At 66.2% G+C, this 18802-nt stretch carries 12 protein-coding genes; 5 read left to right on the forward strand and 7 right to left on the reverse strand.

What is annotated here, in order from left to right:
• Positions 1-499 precede the first annotated feature (499 nt).
• On the reverse strand, positions 500-1948 hold the full coding sequence (locus QX124_RS01765) for a glutamate synthase subunit beta (RefSeq protein WP_315795942.1): 1449 nt from the start codon (positions 1946-1948) through the stop codon (positions 500-502).
• A gap of 317 nt (positions 1949-2265) precedes the next feature.
• On the reverse strand, positions 2266-7002 hold the full coding sequence (gene gltB / locus QX124_RS01770) for a glutamate synthase large subunit (protein ID WP_315795943.1): 4737 nt from the start codon (positions 7000-7002) through the stop codon (positions 2266-2268).
• 550 nt (positions 7003-7552) lie between these two features.
• On the opposite strand from gltB, the gene QX124_RS01775 reads away from it, so the two are divergent.
• Positions 7553-8554 carry a hypothetical protein gene (locus QX124_RS01775; protein WP_315795945.1) on the forward strand — a complete coding sequence of 334 codons (1002 nt, stop codon included), beginning with the start codon at positions 7553-7555 and terminating at the stop codon, positions 8552-8554.
• 185 nt (positions 8555-8739) lie between these two features.
• On the opposite strand, the gene QX124_RS01780 is transcribed toward QX124_RS01775, so the two are convergent.
• On the reverse strand, positions 8740-9504 hold the full coding sequence (locus tag QX124_RS01780; protein ID WP_315777890.1) for an alpha/beta hydrolase: 765 nt from the start codon (positions 9502-9504) through the stop codon (positions 8740-8742).
• 164 nt (positions 9505-9668) lie between these two features.
• Positions 9669-10145, reverse strand: a complete 477-nt coding sequence (locus tag QX124_RS01785; protein WP_315759446.1) for an Hsp20 family protein — start codon at positions 10143-10145, stop codon at positions 9669-9671.
• 193 nt (positions 10146-10338) lie between these two features.
• Here QX124_RS01785 and QX124_RS01790 point away from each other — a divergent pair, with 193 nt between their 5' ends.
• Positions 10339-11286 carry an alpha/beta hydrolase gene (locus tag QX124_RS01790; protein WP_315736473.1) on the forward strand — a complete coding sequence of 316 codons (948 nt, stop codon included), beginning with the start codon at positions 10339-10341 and terminating at the stop codon, positions 11284-11286.
• Between the two features lie 73 nt (positions 11287-11359).
• Positions 11360-12208 (forward strand): tetratricopeptide repeat protein, encoded by an 849-nt coding sequence (locus QX124_RS01795; protein WP_315736474.1) that lies wholly within the window; start codon positions 11360-11362, stop codon positions 12206-12208.
• On the opposite strand, the gene QX124_RS01800 is transcribed toward QX124_RS01795, so the two are convergent.
• Positions 12198-12908, reverse strand: a complete 711-nt coding sequence (locus QX124_RS01800; RefSeq protein ID WP_315795948.1) for a hypothetical protein — start codon at positions 12906-12908, stop codon at positions 12198-12200. The genes QX124_RS01795 and QX124_RS01800 overlap by 11 nt on opposite strands.
• Positions 12909-12984: 76 nt before the next feature.
• Entirely contained in the window at positions 12985-14187 is a 1203-nt protein-coding gene (locus tag QX124_RS01805; protein ID WP_315795950.1) for an ABC transporter substrate-binding protein, read from the reverse strand.
• A gap of 151 nt (positions 14188-14338) precedes the next feature.
• On the opposite strand from QX124_RS01805, the gene QX124_RS01810 reads away from it, so the two are divergent.
• Complete coding sequence (locus QX124_RS01810; RefSeq protein ID WP_315777895.1) at positions 14339-15013, forward strand: GntR family transcriptional regulator; 675 nt, start codon at positions 14339-14341, stop codon at positions 15011-15013.
• Positions 15014-15482: 469 nt separating this feature from the next.
• Positions 15483-15632 carry a hypothetical protein gene (locus tag QX124_RS01815; protein ID WP_315736478.1) on the forward strand — a complete coding sequence of 50 codons (150 nt, stop codon included), beginning with the start codon at positions 15483-15485 and terminating at the stop codon, positions 15630-15632.
• Between the two features lie 273 nt (positions 15633-15905).
• Here the strand turns inward: QX124_RS01815 and QX124_RS01820 are convergent, their stop codons facing one another.
• Positions 15906-18710: a di-heme-cytochrome C peroxidase gene (locus QX124_RS01820; protein WP_315795951.1), complete on the reverse strand. Its 2805-nt coding sequence runs from the start codon at positions 18708-18710 to the stop codon at positions 15906-15908.
• Between the last annotated feature and the right edge of the window lie 92 nt (positions 18711-18802).

An 18802-nucleotide genomic window follows, 5' to 3' on the forward strand; every position in this document is an offset into this window, starting at 1 on the left:
CCGATCGATCATGCGGCCACGGCCTGACCTGCCACTTCAGGCCGAGCGGCGACTCATGTCGACGAAGCCCCCACCCCTTTTTCTGTTAGCGAGTTGGAGTCTGCTACTCACACCGAAGGCGGTGAACTCCCCTCCGCCTTGCGGGGAGGGGGTGGGGGTCCGCGAGTCGCGCTCTATATGAAAGCTGAGCGATAGGTCCGCGGGCGGGTGCCACCGCGTTATTGCGAGCCAAGAAATCCAGAGTCATTTCCTCGGTCCTGGATTGCTTCGTCACTTCGCTCCTCGCAATGACGGGAGGGGGGTGGACGAAGGGCGTCCGGCGAGAGTTGCGACCGCACCAAGCGCATTTGACGCGCTGGCGAACGCAACGAAATTCAGCGTCTGGAGACCCCCACCCCCGACCCCGCCCCGCAAGGGGGAGGGAGCGCACCGACGGTGCGGCGGCAGATGAGTCCAACTAAGCGGGTCGCATCCAACTAACGCGCTTGATCGGCCGCCGCTAGCGCGGCAGCTCGGTCTTGCCCATCAGGAACTTGTCGACCGCCTGCGCACACAGGCGGCCCTCGCGGATCGCCCACACCACCAGCGACTGGCCGCGGCGCATGTCGCCGGCGGAGAAGACCTTCGGCTGCGAGGTCTGGTAGTCGGTCAGGTTGGCCTTGACGTTGCCGCGCGGGTCGAGGTCGACGCCGAGGCTCTTGAGCAGGCCCTCGTGCACCGGATGGACGAAGCCCATCGCCAGCAGGACGAGGTCCGCATCGAGCACGAACTCGGTGCCGGGAACCGGCTTGAACTGCGCGTCGACGCGGACGCAATGCAGCTTCTTGACCGCGCCGTTCTCGCCTTCGAACTTCTGCGTCAGCACGGCGAACTCGCGCACCGCGCCTTCGGCCTGGCTCGACGACGTCCGCATCTTCAGCGGCCAGTTCGGCCAGGTCAGCGCCTTGTTCTCACGCTCCGGCGGCGCGGGCATGATCTCGAGCTGGGTGACCGAAAGCGCGCCCTGGCGCAGCGAGGTGCCGATGCAGTCGCTGCCGGTGTCGCCGCCGCCGATCACGACGACATGCTTGCCGGCGGCGAGGATGTCGTCGCCTTCGACCTTCTCGTTGCCGACGCGGCGGTTCTGCTGCGGCAGGAAGTCCATCGCGTAGTGGATGCCGGCGAGGTCGCGGCCTGGGATCGGCAGGTCGCGCGGAGCTTCTGCGCCGCCGGTCAGCGCGACGGCGTCATAGTCCTTCAAGAGCGTCTTGGCATCGAGGCCATCCTTGCCACCGACATTGACGCCATAGTGGAAGGTGACGCCTTCGCCTTCCATCTGTCCGATGCGGCGATCGATGATGCCCTTCTCCATCTTGAAGTCGGGAATGCCGTAGCGCAGCAGGCCGCCGGCCTTGGCGTTCTTCTCATAGACGTGGACGTCGTGACCGGCGCGGGCGAGCTGCTGCGCACAGGCGAGACCAGCGGGGCCGGCGCCGACGATCGCGACCTTCTTGCCGGTCTTCACGGCGGCCGGCTCGGGCTTGATCCAGCCCTGCTCGAAGGCCTTGTCGACGATGGCGCATTCGATCGTCTTGATGGTCACCGGATTGTCGTCGATGTTCAGCGTGCACGACGCCTCGCACGGAGCCGGGCAGATCCGGCCCGTGAACTCCGGGAAGTTGTTGGTCGAGTGCAGGTTGCGCGCGGCCTCTTCCCAATTGCCGTTGTAGATCAGGTCATTCCAGTCCGGGATCTGGTTGTTGACCGGACAGCCCGTGGTGCCCGGCGCGGCCGAGCCGGTGCCGTGGCAATAGGGGATGCCGCAATTCATGCAGCGCGCCGCCTGGTCGCGCAGCTCCTTCTCGGAGAGCGGCACCACGAATTCCTGGAAATGCTTCAGCCGCTCGGCAACCGGCGCGTACTTGCGATCGTGCCGCTCGATTTCGAGAAAACCTGTGACCTTGCCCATGACCTACGACGTCCCTGACTGCTCGGGCCTCATGGTTCGAGACGGTTGCTTTCGCACCTCCTCACCGTGAGGAATTTCCTCTGTGCTTCCCCTCACCCTGAGGAGCGGCGCCTTCGCCGCGTCTCGAAGGGTGAGGCCTCGACCTCGGCCTCATGGTTCGAGACGGTGCTTCGCACCTCCTCACCATGAGGAATTTGCTTCCCGCTTCTCCTCACCCTGAGGAGCGGCGCTTGCGCCGCGTCTCGAAGGGCGAGGCCCCGCTGTTGGCCTCATGGTTCGAGACGGCGCTACGCGCCTCCTCACCATGAGGAGCGACCTCAAGCCCCGATCGCGATCTTCGGCTCGGCGTCGGCGTTGGCCGCGAGCTCCTTCAGGGCACGGCGATATTCCACCGGCATGACCTTGCGGAACTTCGGCGCGTAGTCCTTCCAGTTCGCCAGGATGTCGGCGGCGCGCTTGGAGCCCGTCGCCTTGGCATGGCGCGAGATCAGGACGTGCAGCCGCTCCACGTCGGACGCCAGCAGGTTCTTGAACACGTCGACCCGGCCATGCGCCTCGAGGTCGCCCATCTGGTGATAGGTGTCCTCGGCGATCATCTCCTCCGACAGCACCGGCTCCAGCTCGACCATCGCCATGTTGCAGTGCTTGTCGAAGTCGCCGGCCTCGTCGAGCACGTAGGCGACGCCGCCCGACATGCCGGCCGCGAAGTTGCGCCCGGTCTTGCCGAGCACGACGACGATGCCGCCGGTCATGTATTCGCAGCAATGATCACCCGCGCCCTCGACCACGGCGACCGCGCCGGAGTTGCGAACCGCGAAGCGCTCGCCGGCGATGCCGCGGAAGAAGCACTCGCCGGAGATGGCGCCGTACATCACGGTGTTGCCGACGATGATCGACTCCTCCGGCACGATGCCGGAGTTGCGCGGCGGCCTGACGATGATGCGGCCGCCCGACAGGCCCTTGCCGACGTAGTCGTTGCCTTCGCCTTCGAGCTCGAAGGTGACGCCTTGGGCGAGCCAGGCGCCGAAGGCCTGGCCTGCGGTGCCCTTCAGGCTGACATGGATGGTGTCCTGCGGCAGGCCGGCATGGCCGTAGATCTTCGCCACCGCGCCCGAGAGCATCGCGCCCGCCGAACGGTCGGTGTTGTTGATCTCGGCCTCGATCTTGACCGGCGCGCCGCGGTCGAGCGCGGGCTTGGCCTGCTCGATCAGCTTGCGGTCGAGCACGGCCTCGAGGTGATGGTCCTGCGCCTCGGCGTGATGGATCTTCTGGCCCGGCGCCTCCTTCTGCTTGACGAACAGCTTGGAGAAGTCGAGGCCCTTGGCCTTCCAATGCGCCACCAGGCGGGACTGGTCGAGCATCTGGGTCTGGCCGACCATCTCGTTGAACGAGCGGTAGCCGAGCGCGGCCATGATCTCGCGGACTTCCTCGGCGACGAAGAAGAAGAAGTTGATGACATGCTCGGGCTGACCGGTGAAGCGCTTGCGCAGCACCGGGTCCTGGGTCGCGACGCCGACCGGGCAGGTGTTGAGGTGGCACTTGCGCATCATGATGCAGCCGGCCGCGATCAGCGGCGCGGTGGCGAAGCCGAACTCGTCGGCCCCTAACAGGGCGCCGATGACGACGTCCCGCCCGGTGCGGAAGCCGCCGTCGACCTGGACCACGATGCGGCTGCGCAGCCTCTCGCGCACCAAAGTCTGGTGGGTTTCGGCAAGGCCGATCTCCCACGGCGAGCCGGCATGCTTGATCGAGGTGAGGGGAGAGGCACCGGTGCCGCCCTCGAAGCCCGCGATCGTCACATGGTCGGCGCGCGCCTTGGCAACGCCGGCGGCAACCGTGCCGACGCCGACTTCGGACACCAGCTTGACCGAGACCTGGCCGTCGGGGTTGACGTTCTTCAGGTCGTAGATCAGCTGCGCGAGATCCTCGATCGAGTAGATGTCGTGATGCGGCGGCGGCGAGATCAGGCCGACCCCCGGCGTCGAGTGGCGCACCTTGGCGATGGTCGCGTCGACCTTGTGGCCGGGCAACTGGCCGCCTTCGCCCGGCTTGGCACCCTGCGCCATCTTGATCTGCATCATGTCGGAGTTGACGAGATATTCCGTCGTCACGCCGAACCGGCCCGAGGCGACCTGCTTGATCGCCGAGCGCATGGAATCGCCGTTGGGCAGCGGCTTGAAGCGGTCGGCTTCCTCGCCGCCTTCGCCGGTGTTCGACTTGCCGCCGATCCGGTTCATGGCGATCGCGAGCGTGGTGTGGGCCTCGCGCGAGATCGAGCCGAACGACATGGCACCTGTGGCGAAACGCTTTACGATCTCTTTGGCTGGCTCGACCTCGTCGAGCGGGACCGGCTTGCGCCTGTCGTCCTCGGCCGACTTGATCCGGAACAGGCCGCGCAGGGTCAGCAGCCGTTCGGACTGCTCGTTGAGCAGCCTGGCGAACGCCTGGTAGCGCTCCCTCGAATTGCCGCGCACCGCATGCTGCAGCGTCGCGACCGATTCCGCGGTCCAGGCGTGGTCCTCGCCGCGGGTGCGGAAGGCATATTCGCCGCCGACGTCGAGCGCGGTCTTGTAGACCAGCGCGTCGCCGAACGCGTCGCGATGACGGCGCGTGGTCTCCTCGGCGATCTCCGGCAGGCCGACGCCTTCGATGCGGGTGTGGGTGCCGTAGAAGAACTTCTGCACGAACTCGGCCTTCAGTCCGACCGCGTCGAAGATCTGCGCGCCGCAATAGGACTGGTAGGTCGAGATGCCCATCTTCGACATGACCTTGAGCAGGCCCTTGCCGATCGACTTGATGTAGCGCTTGACGACCTCGTAGTCGCTCAGCGCGCCCGGCAGCTTGTCCTTGAGCGCGATGATGGTCTCAAAGGCGAGATAAGGATTGATCGCCTCGGCGCCGTAGCCGGCCAGACAGGCGAAGTGATGCACCTCGCGCGGCTCGCCCGACTCCACCACGAGACCCACCGACGTGCGCAGGCCGGTGCGGATCAGGTGATGATGCACGGCGGCGCAGGCGAGCAGCGACGGGATCGGAATCCGGTCGGCCGAGACCATGCGGTCGGACAGGATGATGATGTTGACGCCCTCGCGCACCGCGGCTTCGGCGCGGCCGCAGAGATCGTCGAGCATCTGCTCGAAGCCGGCGGCGCCCAGGCTCGCATCGAAGGTGGTGTCGAGCGTGCGCGAGACGAAGTGGCTGTCGGAGACCTCCGAGATCGAGCGGATCTTCTCGAGGTCCGCATCGGTCAGGATCGGCTGATGCACCTCGAGCCGCTTGGTCGAGGCGACGCCTTCGAGGTCGAACAGGTTGGGCCGCGGGCCGATGATCGACACCAGGCTCATCACCAGCTCCTCGCGGATCGGGTCGATCGGCGGATTGGTGACCTGGGCGAAGTTCTGCTTGAAGTAGGTGAACAGCAGCTTCGGCTTGTCCGACAGCGCCGAGATCGGCGTGTCGTTGCCCATCGAGCCCGTGGCCTCCTCGCCGGTCGCCGCCATCGGCGTCATCAGGATCGCGATGTCTTCCTGGCTGTAGCCGAATGCCTGCTGCCGGTCCAAGAGCGGCAGGTTGGTGCGCGCGCCCGTGGTCGGCGCATCCGGCAGCTTCTCGACCTGGATCTGCGTGCGCGTGAGCCATTCCTGGTAGGGATGGCTGGCGGCGAGCTGCGCCTTGATCTCATCGTCCGGGATCAGGCGGCCCTGCTCGAGGTCGACCAGCAGCATCTTGCCCGGCTGCAGCCGCCACTTGGTGACGATCTGGTCCTCAGGAATCTTGAGCACGCCCATTTCGGACGCCATCACGATGCGGTCGTCCTTGGTGACGAGATAGCGCGCCGGCCGCAGGCCGTTGCGGTCGAGCGTGGCGCCGATCTGGCGGCCGTCGGTGAAGGCGATCGCGGCGGGGCCGTCCCACGGCTCCATCAGCGCGGCGTGATATTCGTAGAACGACCGGCGCTCCTCGCTCATCAAGGGATTGCCGGCCCACGCCTCGGGGATCATCATCATGACCGCGTGCGGCAGCGAGTAGCCGCCCTGCACCAAGAATTCGAGCGCGTTGTCGAAGCAGGCGGTATCGGACTGGCCTTCATAGGAGATCGGCCAGAGCCGGCTGATGTCCTTGCCGAACAGCTCCGATGACACCGAGGCCTGCCGCGCCGCCATCCAGTTGACGTTGCCGCGCAGGGTGTTGATCTCGCCATTGTGCGCGATCATCCGATACGGATGCGCCAGCGACCAGGTCGGGAAGGTGTTGGTCGAGAAGCGCTGGTGCACCAGCGCCAGCGCGCTCTCGAAGTCCGGCTCGTGCAGGTCGGCGTAGTACTTGCCGAGCTGGTCGGCCAGGAACATGCCCTTGTAGATCACGGTCCGGCACGACATCGAGCACGGGTAATAGCCCGACATGCCGCGGTCGCGGCGCTGATAGATCGCCTGCGAAATCGACTTCCTGAGGATGTAGAGCTTGCGCTCGAACTCGTCCTCGGTCTTGGCGGCGCCGTTGCGGCCGATGAACACCTGCATGCTGCGCGGCTCGGTCGGCTTGACCGTCACGCCCAGCGAGGAGTTGTCGGTCGGCACGTCGCGCCAGCCGAGCAGCACCAGGCCTTCGTCCTCGATCTGGTCGGCGATAATGCTCTTGATGACGTTCCGCCACGCCTCGTCGCGCGGCATGAACAGCGCGCCGATGGCGTATTCGCCGGGGGCGGGCAAGGTGAAGCCGAGCTCCTTTGCCTTGCGCGAGAAGAAGGCATGCGGGATCTGCACCAGGATGCCGGCACCGTCGCCGAAGCGCGGGTCGGCGCCGACGGCGCCACGGTGCTCGAGGTTGCAGAGGATGCTCAGCGCGTCGGCGACGATCTGATGCGACTTCTGGCCCTTGATGTTGGCGATGAAGCCGACGCCGCAGGAATCCTTCTCCTGGCTCGGGTCATACAGACCTTCGGCTTCCGGGCGCCACGTATGCAGCTCGCGCGTGATCTCGGCCGGTTTTTCACGCGAATCCACAGCCAGCACCGCGCCGCCCAACTTTCCGTGCTCGACCTTCGATCCGCTCATATCCGTCCCCATAAATTATTGGTCAGGGCCTTCACCACAGTCCGGTACAGTCCGTCCGGCGCACCCCGGGCGCTGCGCGGCCCCTCTCCGGAGCCAACGCTCGTCCTTGTCAGCGAGCCGCATTTGCAGAGTTCAGGCCAGCCGCCGGGGGACCATGTCCCCGCTGGACGACCGCGGCCTGTTCATGTCGCAGCGCCCTCAGGCGCCGTAACATCATTGCAAAGTCTCGGTCACCTTTGCAACGAAATTTTAGACAGCATTTCTGTCCTAAACCGCAAGATGCCAAACTTTAACCTATCACACAAGCATCGCGGAGTCCTGAGGTCCGGGCGCAGCAACGCGCCCATTCCCCGGCAAATCTTCCGTTTCAGCCGCTGACCGAACGACCCGACCGGGCCGGGCGATCACGCGCTGCGCTCGATTTTGAAACCTGACGCCCCGATCCCGCCCCCTCGCCGACCCAGGACCGCCGGAATCACGGCAGAACTTCCGCGGCACTTGAGAAGAAGCGAACAGCTTCACGTGCGGGGGCATGCAGGAGCTTTGAGCCATGAAGTTGCTAGTTGGAGTCGTCTCAGCCGCGTTGATCGCGCCGTTTGCCGCGCAGGCCGAGCCGTTGCCGCCATCGGGCGTCCGTGCGCCCTACACGGCGGTCTCCGATTTCGATACGCCCTATCCGGATCTGCCGCCGCCGGCCGTCGTGCCCGCACCGCCGCCGCGTTACGGCTACCGGTCGGGCCCTGACTACGGCTACCGCGACGAGCGCTATGTGCCGCCGGCGCCGGTCTACCGTCAGGACGGCTACCTGCAGGATTATGGCTATGCGCCGACGTTCCTGCCGGTGCATGAGGTCTATGCGATTTTGCGCGACAACGGCTTCTCGCCGCTCGGCGTGCCGCGTCAGCGCGGCAATGTCTACGTCGTGGCGGTGCTCGATCGCGAGGGCGAGGACGGCAAGCTCGTGGTCGATGCCCGCTCCGGCCGCATCATCCGCTTCGTCCCGGCGTTCCAATGGGGCGAGGAGTACGAGCGGATGCGCTATGAGCCGGCCCCGCGCGGCGGCCTCGACCGCCTGCCGCCGCCGAGCGTGATCCGGGCCGATCCGCGCCTGGTGCCGCCGATGCCGGCTGCGCCGCGCGTTGCCACCGCGGTGCCGGTTCAGCCGAAGGTGCCGACGCCAGCAGCCCGACCGGCAGCGCCGTCGCCGCAGACCGCGGCGCTCAACCCGAAGCCGACGGAGGCTCCCAAAGCCCTTCCGCCCAGGCCTGCGGACATCAAGCCGGCCGAGGCCAGACCCGCCGACGTCAAGCCTGCCGAGACGAAGCCGGTCGAAACCAAGGCCGACGAGCCGAAGACGGGCGAGGCCAAGCCGTCCGAGGCCAAGTCATCCGAGGCCAAGTCATCCGAGGCGAAGCCGTCTGATGCCAAGCCGGTGCAGTCGGCAGCCGCGCCGCCTCAGACCACCGGCTCCGTAGCGCCGGCGGCCGCGGCCAAGCCGACACCGCAGATCCAGCCGACGGCAAAGATGCCTCCGGTGCAGGGGCTGGATTAGAGGCGATTGAGCGGTCTGCCCGGCCGCGAGCCATCACAACTGTCATCGCCCGGCGTGACCGGGCGATCCAGTCGCCACCAGCATCTCGGTTGCTCGTGACTGCCGCGGCGTGCTGAATGCCCGCCTTCGCGGGCATGACAGCGTTGCTTGTTGCCGCTGGGACGAGTCCCGCACCATCAATCGCTCTACTCGTGCTGACCGGCGGCCTTCAGGATCAGATCAGCGATCTCCTTCGGATGTGAGACCAGCGACAGGTGCCCGGCGTCGAGCTCGATCGTGGTCGCCTTCATGCGGCTGGCCAGGAAGCGCTCGAAATCCGGATCGATCGTCTTGTCCTGCTTCGACACCGCATAGAAGGACGGCTTGTCGTGCCATGCCGCCTGGGTGGTGCGGTTGCCGAAGATCGTCGCCGCGGTCGGCCATTGCACCGCATAGAGCTCCTTGGCCGTCGTCGCATCGACGCCGTTGGCGAAATACTTCAGGAAGGCGTCCTCGTTGAGCTTGGTGTCGCCGTCATGGTCGACGATGCCGGCGCGGGCCGGCGGTGTCGGATATTGACCGGCGAGCTTGACGAAATCCTCGCCCGCGTCGGGCGCACGCGCCGCGACATAGACCAGCGCGCTGACCTTCGGGTCGGTGCCGACCTCGCTCACGACCGTGCCGCCCCAGGAATGGCCGACCAGCACGGCCGGTCCGTCCTGCTCGGCCAGTGCGCGGCGGGTGGCAGCCGCGGAGTCCGCCAGCGACGTCAGCGGATTCTGCACGGCGGTGACCTTGAGGCCAGCGGCCTGCAGATAGGGGATGACCTTGGCCCAGCTCGAGCCGTCGGCCCAGGCGCCGTGCACCAGCACGACGTTGTGGACCTTGGGCGGCGGCGCCGGCTGCGCCAGAGCGGGGCCGGCAAAAGCCGACAGGGCGGCGATGAGGGTGAGGGTACGAACGACGTTCATGTTAACGGCTCCAGTGGCTCGGGTTGGCGCGGTGATCACTGGGGTCTTCGCGGGCAGGGCGCAGACCGTTACCGTCAGTCACGGTCGTTTGATTGCACTGCAGCACCACACAAAAAAACGCCCCGGCTGCCCGGGGCGTTCGCATTCCTGAGTATGTGTGCCGGTTACGCGGCGGCCTTCTCGGCCGAACCCTCGATCGCCGGCTGCTCAGCTTGCGCGTTCGTCGAGATCGGGATCGACCGCGGCTTCTTGGCCTCGGGGATCTCGCGCACGAGGTCGACGTGGAGCAGGCCGTTCTCGAGGCTGGCGTTCTTCACCACCACGTGGTCGGCGAGCTGGAACGAGCGCTCGAAGGCCCGGGCGGCGATGCCACGATACAGCAACTCGCTCTTCTTGCCGTTCTCGTTGGCGGCCTTCTCGCCCTTGATCGTCAGCGTGTTTTCCTTCGCGACGAGGGAGAGCTCATCCTTGCCAAAGCCGGAGACGGCGACGGTGATGCGGTAGGCGTTCTCACCGGTGCGCTCGATATTGTAGGGCGGATAGCCGGGGGTGGGATCGCTGGTGGCCTGGTCGAGCAGCGAGAACAGACGGTCGAAACCGACGGTGGAACGATAGAAGGGGGTGAGGTCGTAGGTACGCATGGTCAAAGTCCTCCATTGAGCGACTGTTGGCTAACCCGCCCGCCATCGGGCCGGGCTGTCGTGCAGCCTGACGCGGCCTGCACGGCCTCGATATGGGTCGGACGTTTCGACGTTCAAGGGCGTCCGAGACCTGCTCTTTTTGCCGTTCCACCCCTTGATTCCCACTGCCTTTCACCTATTCGATGGGCGCCTCATGACGCTCGTCTCGATTCCCGCCAATCCCGTCCCCGAAAACGCCACCGCCGGCACCATCAAGACTCCCGATGGCGCCGAGCTGCGCTTTGCGCGCTGGGCCCCGCCGGCCGGGCGCAAGGGCACGGTGTGCGTGTTCACCGGCCGCAGCGAGATGATCGAGAAGTATTTCGAGACGGTGCGCGACCTGCGCGACCGCGGCTTTGCGGTCGCGATCATCGACTGGCGCGGCCAGGGCCATTCGTCGCGGCGCCTGCGCGATTCCCGCAAGGGCTATGTGCGCTCGTTCTCCGACTACGAACTCGACGTCGAGACCTTCGTCACCCAGGTCGTGCTGCCGGATTGTCCGCCGCCTTATTTCGCGCTGGCGCATTCGATGGGCGGCACCGTGCTGCTGCGGCTCGCGCATGCCGGCAAGCGCTGGTTCGATCGCGTCGTACTGTCGGCGCCGATGATCGATCTGCCGGACAGCCGCACCGCGCTGCCGGCTCGGCTGCTGCTGCGGGCCATGCGCATCGCCGGGCAGGGCGGCCGCTACGTGCCGGGCGGAAACGACGAGATCAGCGGGCTGGCGCCGTTCGTCAACAATCCGCTGACCTCTGATCCCGTCCGCTATGCCCGCAACGCCGCGATCCTCGAGGAGGATCCGACGCTCGGCATCGCCTCGCCGACGGTGGCCTGGGCCGATTCCGCCTTCTCGGCGATGATGACCTTCCGCGGCATGACCTATCCCTCCCAGATCCGGCAGCCGATCCTGATGCTGGCGGCGTCCAGCGACACCGTGGTGTCGACCGCGGCGATCGAGGAGTTCGCCTATCATCTGCGCGCCGGCTCGCATCTCGTCATCGCCGGGGCCAAGCACGAGATCCTGCAGGAGCAGGACCGCTACCGCTCGCAGTTCTGGGCTGCGTTCGACGCCTTCGTGCCGGGCACGCCGCTGTTCGGGTGAGCGTGCTGCTGGACACTCCTGGGGCCGGCGAGCTAGCTAGACTCGACCTCTTCCTCGGAGCTTGGCTGCAGACGTGAGTGAACGGCGGAAAAATCAGCAGGCGCAGGCGCTGCAGGAAGCGATCCACGCGCTGCGCGCGCGGCAGTTCGCGCGCGCCGAGCAGATTGCCGCCTCGATCCTGCGCACAGCCAGGACTGATCGCGCCGCGCTGCTCGTCCAGGCCCATGCGTTGCTCGGCCAGCAGCGCGCGAGCGAGGCGATTGCGCCGCTGGAGAAGGCGGCGCTCCGCGGCAGCGATCCGGAGCTCGAGACGCTGCTCGGCGCCGCCTTGTGCGAATCCAGACGTGCCGCCGATGGCATCGCGCAACTGCGCAAGACCGCGGCGCGGCGGCCGCCTTTTCTGCCAGCGTTCCAGGAGCTGGCGGGGCGGCTTGCAAAGTCGGGACAGCTCGGTGAAGCCATCGCCGTGATCGAGGAGGCGCTGACGCTGTCACCCGACAGCGTCGACCTCCAGCTCGATCTCGGACGCCTCCGTCTCCAGGCCAATGACCGCGTCCGTGCCCGCACGCACCTGCTGGCAGCGCGCGAGGCAGCGCCGGGGCGGCCCGACATCCTGATCGAGCTCGCCTGGGTGCAGTTCCTCGACGGCGACTATGCAGAGGCCGCCGGTACCTACCGCCATGCGCTAGGCCTGCGGCCCGACGACACCCAGACCCGCGCCAATCTCGCGATGTGCCTCGCCGAGATGGGGGATCGCGATGGCGCGCAGGCGGCGCTGCGCACGGTGGTGCGCGGCCGGCCGCATCTGCTGACACGCGCGGCCTACACGCTCGCGGTCACCTCGCACGGCCGCTTCTTCTTCCGTCCGAGCGATGCCGCCAGATTCCTGCAGATCGACGGCGCTGCGACAGCTAAGCCCTGAACCGCTTGCGATAGACGCCGGTCTCGCGCTTCAGCGCGTCGCGCACCACGTGGATCTCGGCGATTTCCTCTTCGGTGAAGGCCGAGGTCTGCATCGCCCACGTCTGCCGCTTCACCGGAATGCATTGCGCGACCGGCGTACCCCTCGGGATCACGCCGCGAAACGCCGTGTCATGCCAGTGCGCCGGGAAGTGCACGAACGAGTCGTGAAAGCGGTCGCTGTCGACCAGTCCGGTCACGGTGGTGAAGGGCAGGTCGAAGCGGTTGATGGGATGCGTGAACAGCAATGCCCAGCCCTCCGGCGCCTCGATCGTCCAGAGATTGTGAAACTTGAGCAGGAAGCGGTCGGTCTCGAACAGCGGCGAGCCCGCGACCTGCGCGACGTCGTGGAAGCTGATCGGCGAGCGCGGAAAATCGATCGCGCCGCCCGGCGGCAGCTCGTTGTCCCAACTGATCCCGCCATCCTCGACCTTGAGGTCGCAGATCAGCGGAATGAGGAAGCCCGTCGTCATCGCGTCGATGAAGGGCGGGCAGCGCTTGACGGTCTGCTCCTCGGCCTGGTTGAGCGCGCTGAACGCGGTGGCCGGCATCGTCTTGATCCAGTCGGGAACGCCCATCGGCGCCGGCACCGGCTGCGGAATGAGGCGTTCGAGCTCCTTCGGACAGCGGAATTTCAGCGTGAGCGGTTCAGTCTCGGACATCGGCGCCGCGGCTCTCCTGTGGACGACGGCAGAGGTCTACGCCTTCGCCGCCGAAAGTCCAACAGGGCAGCCGCCGCTACTTGGTCGACAGCACCTCGCCGAACCGCTCCCACTGCTTGCCGGTGAAGCGCATGAACTGCACCTGCTCGACCGGCAGATGGTCGCTCTCGCTGGTGCTGACCTTGATGCCCGGCAGCAGCATCGGCAGCTCCAGGTCCTTGATCGACAGCGCCTGCCGCAAAATGTTCTCGCGCGACAGATCGTTGCCGGCCGCCTTCAGCACGTGCTCCAGCACCATGCCGTTGTTGTAGCCGTTGACGTAGTTGGAATCGCGGATGTCGCCGTCGGGCACGTATTTCGCCATGTAGTCGCGCCAGCCCTTGACGCCGGGATCGTCGGCCCAGGCCGGATCCAGCGGATCCTTCACATAGGCGGTCGAGATGATGCCTTTGCCGGCCTCGAGGCCCGCCGGCTCCATCACCGAGGACATCCACACCGACACGTTGGTCAGGAAGGTCATCGGCCGCCAGTTGATCTCGAAGGTCTTGCGGATCGCCTGCGCGGCGAATTTCGGCGTCGCGGCAATGATCAGCGCGTCGGCGCCGCTGGATTTCAATTTCACGATCTGCGAGTCGATGGTCGGCTCGGTAGCCTCGTAGCTCGCGACGGTCACGGCCGTGTCGAAGCGCTCGCCGAGCACGTCCTTCAGCCCGGTGAGATAGTCGCGGCCGAAATCGTCGTTCTGCGCGAGGATGGCGAAGGTCGCATCCGGCTTCTGCTGCAGCGCGTAGCGCGCATACATCCGCGCCTCGTTGCGGAACGGCGCCATCACGCCCATTACGGCCTGCGGAAACTGCGCGGCATCGCCGAACTTCGAGGCGCCCGAGGCGACGAACAGCTGCGGCACCTTCTTGCCCTGTAGGTACCTGGCGATCGCGGTGTTGTGCGCGGTGCCCATGGTCGAGAAGATGAACGACACCTCGTCGCTCTCGACCAGCCGTCGCGTCTGCTCCACGGTCTTGGGCGGCACGTAGCTGTCGTCCAGCGAGATCAGGTTGACCTTCCGGCCGTTGATGCCGCCGCGGTCGTTGACCATCTTGAAGTAGGCCACCTCGCCTTTGCCGAGGATGCCGAAGGCGGACACCGGCCCGCTATAGGGCATGGTCTGTCCAATGCGGATCTCGCTGGCGGTGATGCCCGGCTGATCCTCCGCCCGAGCGGGTACGGCGAGGACGGACGCGACGACGAACAATCCTGCCGCTGCGATGGCGCTTCGCATGGATACCTCCCTGATGGGCCGCGCTGCCGGCGGCGTTTTGGCGTTGAGCATAGGGGGATGGCGGAGGCTGTGCAATTAAAATATATTTTTTGATGAAAGTATACTTTTAGGCTCTGCTAGTGTGAATCGATTGTCCCGCGAGAATGAGTCGATGTCCGGCAGCGCCACCCAGACCGTCTACGAGCAGTTGCGTGCCAGCCTGCTCGCCGGCCTCTATCGTCCGGAGGAGAAGCTGAAGATCAGCGAGCTCGGATCAGCCTTCTCGGTCAGCACCGGGGCGATCCGCGAGGCGTTGGCGCGGCTCACGGCGGAAGGGCTGGTGACGGCGACGCCGCAGCGCGGCTTCCGCGTCGCGCCGGTCTCGGTGGCCGATCTGCGCGACCTGACCGACATGCGCGTCGAGATCGAGACCAAGTGCCTGCGCCACGCCATCGCCAACGGTGATCTCGCCTGGGAGACCACGGTCGTTGCCGCGCATCACCGTCTGGCCGCGACGCCGATCGCGGCCCATGACGGCAGCTTCTCGCCGGCCTGGATGCTGGCGCATGCCGATTTCCATGCCGCGTTGGCCCAGGCCTGCGGCAGCGCCTGGATGATGCGGGTGCGTGATCTCCTGTTTGCGCATAACGAGCGCTATCTCGATCTCGCCCGCAAGACCGATCGTGGTAACCGCGATGCCGCGCGCGAGCATCGCGAACTGATGGAGGCGGTGCTGGCGCGCGACACCGAGCGCGCGGTGACGCTCATGACGGCGCATCTCGACAAGACCCGGGACACGATCGAGGCGGCGCTGCTCGCAGCGACGGCGATGAATGAGGCGAGATAGGATCGAGTCAGGACGCCGACCGCGAACGTCTTCGACGCGATATGTCCCGAGCCGGACGTCATCAACCGGATGACGGGATATGGCCTGGCGGCTACGGCCACGTCATTCGAGGTGTCGATATACTTTCGCTGGGAAACACCGGATTCTCGTTCTCTCGCCGCGCGTACACGAGATCGCTCTGGCGACACAGCCATCGTGCCCCACGCGTGTAGCGGTCCACCCTTGTCGTCGACATTGTGATCCGTTCAGCGCGAGCAGTTACGAAGATTCAACTTTTTCGAGCGCCGGCGCTCTCCTCACCTCGATGCAAATCCAAATCGGCCATCAGTGTTAAGCGGGCTTCATGCCGGGCTTGCTGTGCATTCAAGGATGCATTCACCACGCGCCGATCTCTCCAAGTTTGGAAACGCCCCGGTAACGCACCGTCCCTCTAGTGACGTCCACTAACGACATTCAGGAGGAGGCATTGATGATTATGATGATTGCGCGGAAGCTGGTTGGTCCCCATGCGCTCAATTCCGGATTCGGTCTGGTGACCATGTTCTCGTTGATGGGCGTGGTCGCTTCTCTCGTGCTGGTCCAGCACGGAGTGAATGTCAGCCCGCCCGCGATGTTCTGATCGGGCAGAAGAAGGTAGCTCGCTCCATCCACCTCTGCCCGCGTAAGGCACGCTATGGCGCCAGCCTGCGCCCCATCGCCGCCCGGGAGTATGGGTCCCGGGTCGGCGCACGGACGTCGCTGTCGCGCTCAGTGAGTTGTAGGGACCGGAGCTCATGGACCTCCGTCCCAACCCCTGCCCGCAACCGGGAGGGGAGGGACCGCTCTCGCCGCAAGAGATCAGTCCCACGAGGCCCGTGGCTTCGTCGTGACGAAGGTGCGCAGCCTCACATCCTCACAGCGTCTTCAGATATTCGATGAGGTCCCAGCGCTCGTCCTCCGAGAACGCACCGCCAATGATGCCGTTCGGATAGTCCTTGTTGGGCTTCGTCGGACCTTCGAAGGAATGGCCGAGCGTGCTGTTGCCCTTGATCGGCTTGCCACTGGAATCCTTGGTCATGAACAGCGTCTGTCCGACCTTGCACGCGCTCTCGCCGCCCTTCGGCACGGCGAAGCCGACCGGCTTCGGGTCATAGTCGCGCGCGCCCTGGCAGAACGAGGTCGGCCGCTCGGCGGCCGGCGTCAGCAGCCAGTACAGCGACGGTACTGAGCCGTTGTGCAGATAGGGCGCAGTCGACCAGACGCCGTTGAGCGGGCGGGCGCGATAGGACTTGCCGGCCGGGTTGGGACAGTTCTTGCGGTCGCCCCACAGCGCGGCGCGCTCGGCCTCGCCGATGTTGCGGTCCTCCATCCATTTGTCGCTCGCCTTCTGCACGACGGCCATCAGCGCCAGCGCGTAGGGCATGTCGGTGGTCGAGCCCTGCGGCAGGTTGCAGCCCTTCAGATCCTTGGCCGGATCGACCTCGAGGAATCCTGCCACCTTGACCTTGCGGTTGGCGAGAATGCTCGCCTGTCCGGGGTCGGTCTGCATCGCGTCGACCGTCTTCTGCACGAGGTCGAGGATCGGACCCTTGGCATTCCAGCCCTTGCTCTCCCAATCCTCGGCGGGCTTGATCTTCCAGAAGCTCTTGTCCGGATAGGTCTTGTCGAACACGGGGTCGGCGACCGGCCCGAGATGGCACTCGACGCAAACAGCGGCATAGAGCTTCCGGCCGCGTTCAACGCGTGCCGGATCGATCTTCCAGGCGTCGTCGCCGGCGAACAGCTTCTCCGGCCATTTCGGCGAGGTCAGCCCGCCGAACGCGGGCGTCGTCGTCGCGAACGGATCGGGACCACGCAGCATGTTCTCGATGTAGAGCAGGTTGTCGATCGCCATCGACGACCGCCACAGCCTGTCGCTCGCGGTCTCCGGCGAGAAGTTGATCTGTGCGGAGACGCCGAGCGCCTCGCCGGCATTGCGGATCAGGGGCTGTGCGATCGATCCGTCATATTGCGCCCAGGAGAACCACGGCACGGTCCAGATCGGCGGATAGGACACCGGCGCGTCGATGGCCTCCTGGTTGCCGAGCATGTTGGGCAGACCGCTCGAGGCCATGTCGAGGTAGAACACCTGGTTGCCGATGCGGTTGAGGGCATCGAGCCGGCCGAAGCCTTCCTCCGTTTCGGTCTGGCCCTTGGCCTCGATCGTGGTCTTGTAGTTGTTGGCCTGCATGTTGAGCGCGAAATCGGTCGCGGCCTTCAGGCCTTTCTTCAGGGTCTCGCGATCGGCGTCGGAGGCGTTCGGCCCGAGCACGCGATCGGCAAAGCGGGAGAAGCGGCCGGGCACGTATTGCGTGAAGATCATCGCAAAGCCCATGGCTTCTTCCAGCTTGCGCAGGTCGGCCATCCCGGGGCCGCCGTCGAAGCGCACACTGACGCCCTTGTAGTGGATGCTGCCGGCGTGACAGGCCGCGCAGGTCAGGCCGATCTTGTCGGACTGCGCGGCGCCGGTGGCCGGATCGGTCGCGCCGGTGAGCCGGGCAAAGCCGACCGGCAGGCCGCCTTCGTTGCCGGCCGGGGTCGGCTTCAGGCCGGACGGCAGCGGCGCTGCCGGCTCGGTCTTGGCAGCCGTGGCGGCGTAGCCGAACGGCCGGAGCGCGCTGGGGTCGCCGTCGACGCTCTTCGGGCTCGGGATGAAGCCGAACCGTTCGAGATAGGCGCTGTCGGAGATCAGGCCGGGCGTGCCGAACGGCGTCAGATAAGGCTGCTCCATCGCCATGAACCAGGCGTAGGGAATCGGAAAGGTCGCGGTGCCCTGCGTCACGTGGTGAAACCAGTGCCGGTCCTGCGTGGTCCAGCCCTGATCGAGCCAATAGGCCGCCCTGGTCGGCTCGGTCTCGGGCAAAGCGGGCGGAATCAACGCCGCGACCTTCTTCGGCAGAACCTTGCCGAGCCTGTCGCTGACGGCGTCGGGTGCGGCCACCCAGGCGAGCAACATGGCGGCGCCGGCCAGCACTGCCGTGCCGACGAGTGCCTTGCCGATGCGCCAGACGATGTTCGCGGGCTTGGGCTTGGCTGTCAGCCGTGCGGCGATACGCTGCGGCAGGCGGCGGTCGACGAACAGCGTGCGGACCTCGGCAACGGACAGATAGCGGCCGTCGCCCTCGCCCTTGCCGAGGATGTTCAGCAGCACTGGCCATTCGCCCTGCATCAGAATGGGGAAGTACCAGCGCACCCGATCGCCGTCGCGCGTCAGATTGGCCTTCATGAAGGTCTGGATCTGCGCCTCGTTGAGGCCGCGCTCGGTGCCCCCATTGGGATCGGGATAGTCGCTGCCGAAGCTCGCGAACCGGTCGATCTCCCCGGGATGGACCTTGGCCTCGGCGTCGAGGATGCGCGATCCGCCGCCGTGCTTGTCGAGCGGACCGTTGCGCAACTGGTCGAGATCGGCGCCGGACCACAGGCTCTTCAGGAGCCGCAGCGGCGACAGGCCGTTCGCGATCAGGGCAACGCCGAAGGTCTCGATGCCGACAAGCCGCTTCTTGAAGCCGGTCTCGCCGCTCGCCGCCTCGACCCGGTCGCCGATGGTCTTCAGGGGGACGCTGTGGCCGTCGACGAAACCGCCGGCGACGAGCGCGCGCAGGAAGGGACACGGGTTATCGGACGAGACCGGAAGCTGTCCGGGCAGGGCGTCACGGACGCGGGCGCTGTCTTCTTGCATCGAAGAACATCCTTGGAAAGCACCTGAGTGATGAAAACGAAATCACGCCAACAAACGAGGGCGGCGCCGAATTGCGCCGAGGAACGGGCGGA

Source organism: Bradyrhizobium sp. SZCCHNRI3043, assembly GCF_032377735.1.
In the GTDB taxonomy this organism is placed as follows: domain Bacteria; phylum Pseudomonadota; class Alphaproteobacteria; order Rhizobiales; family Xanthobacteraceae; genus Bradyrhizobium.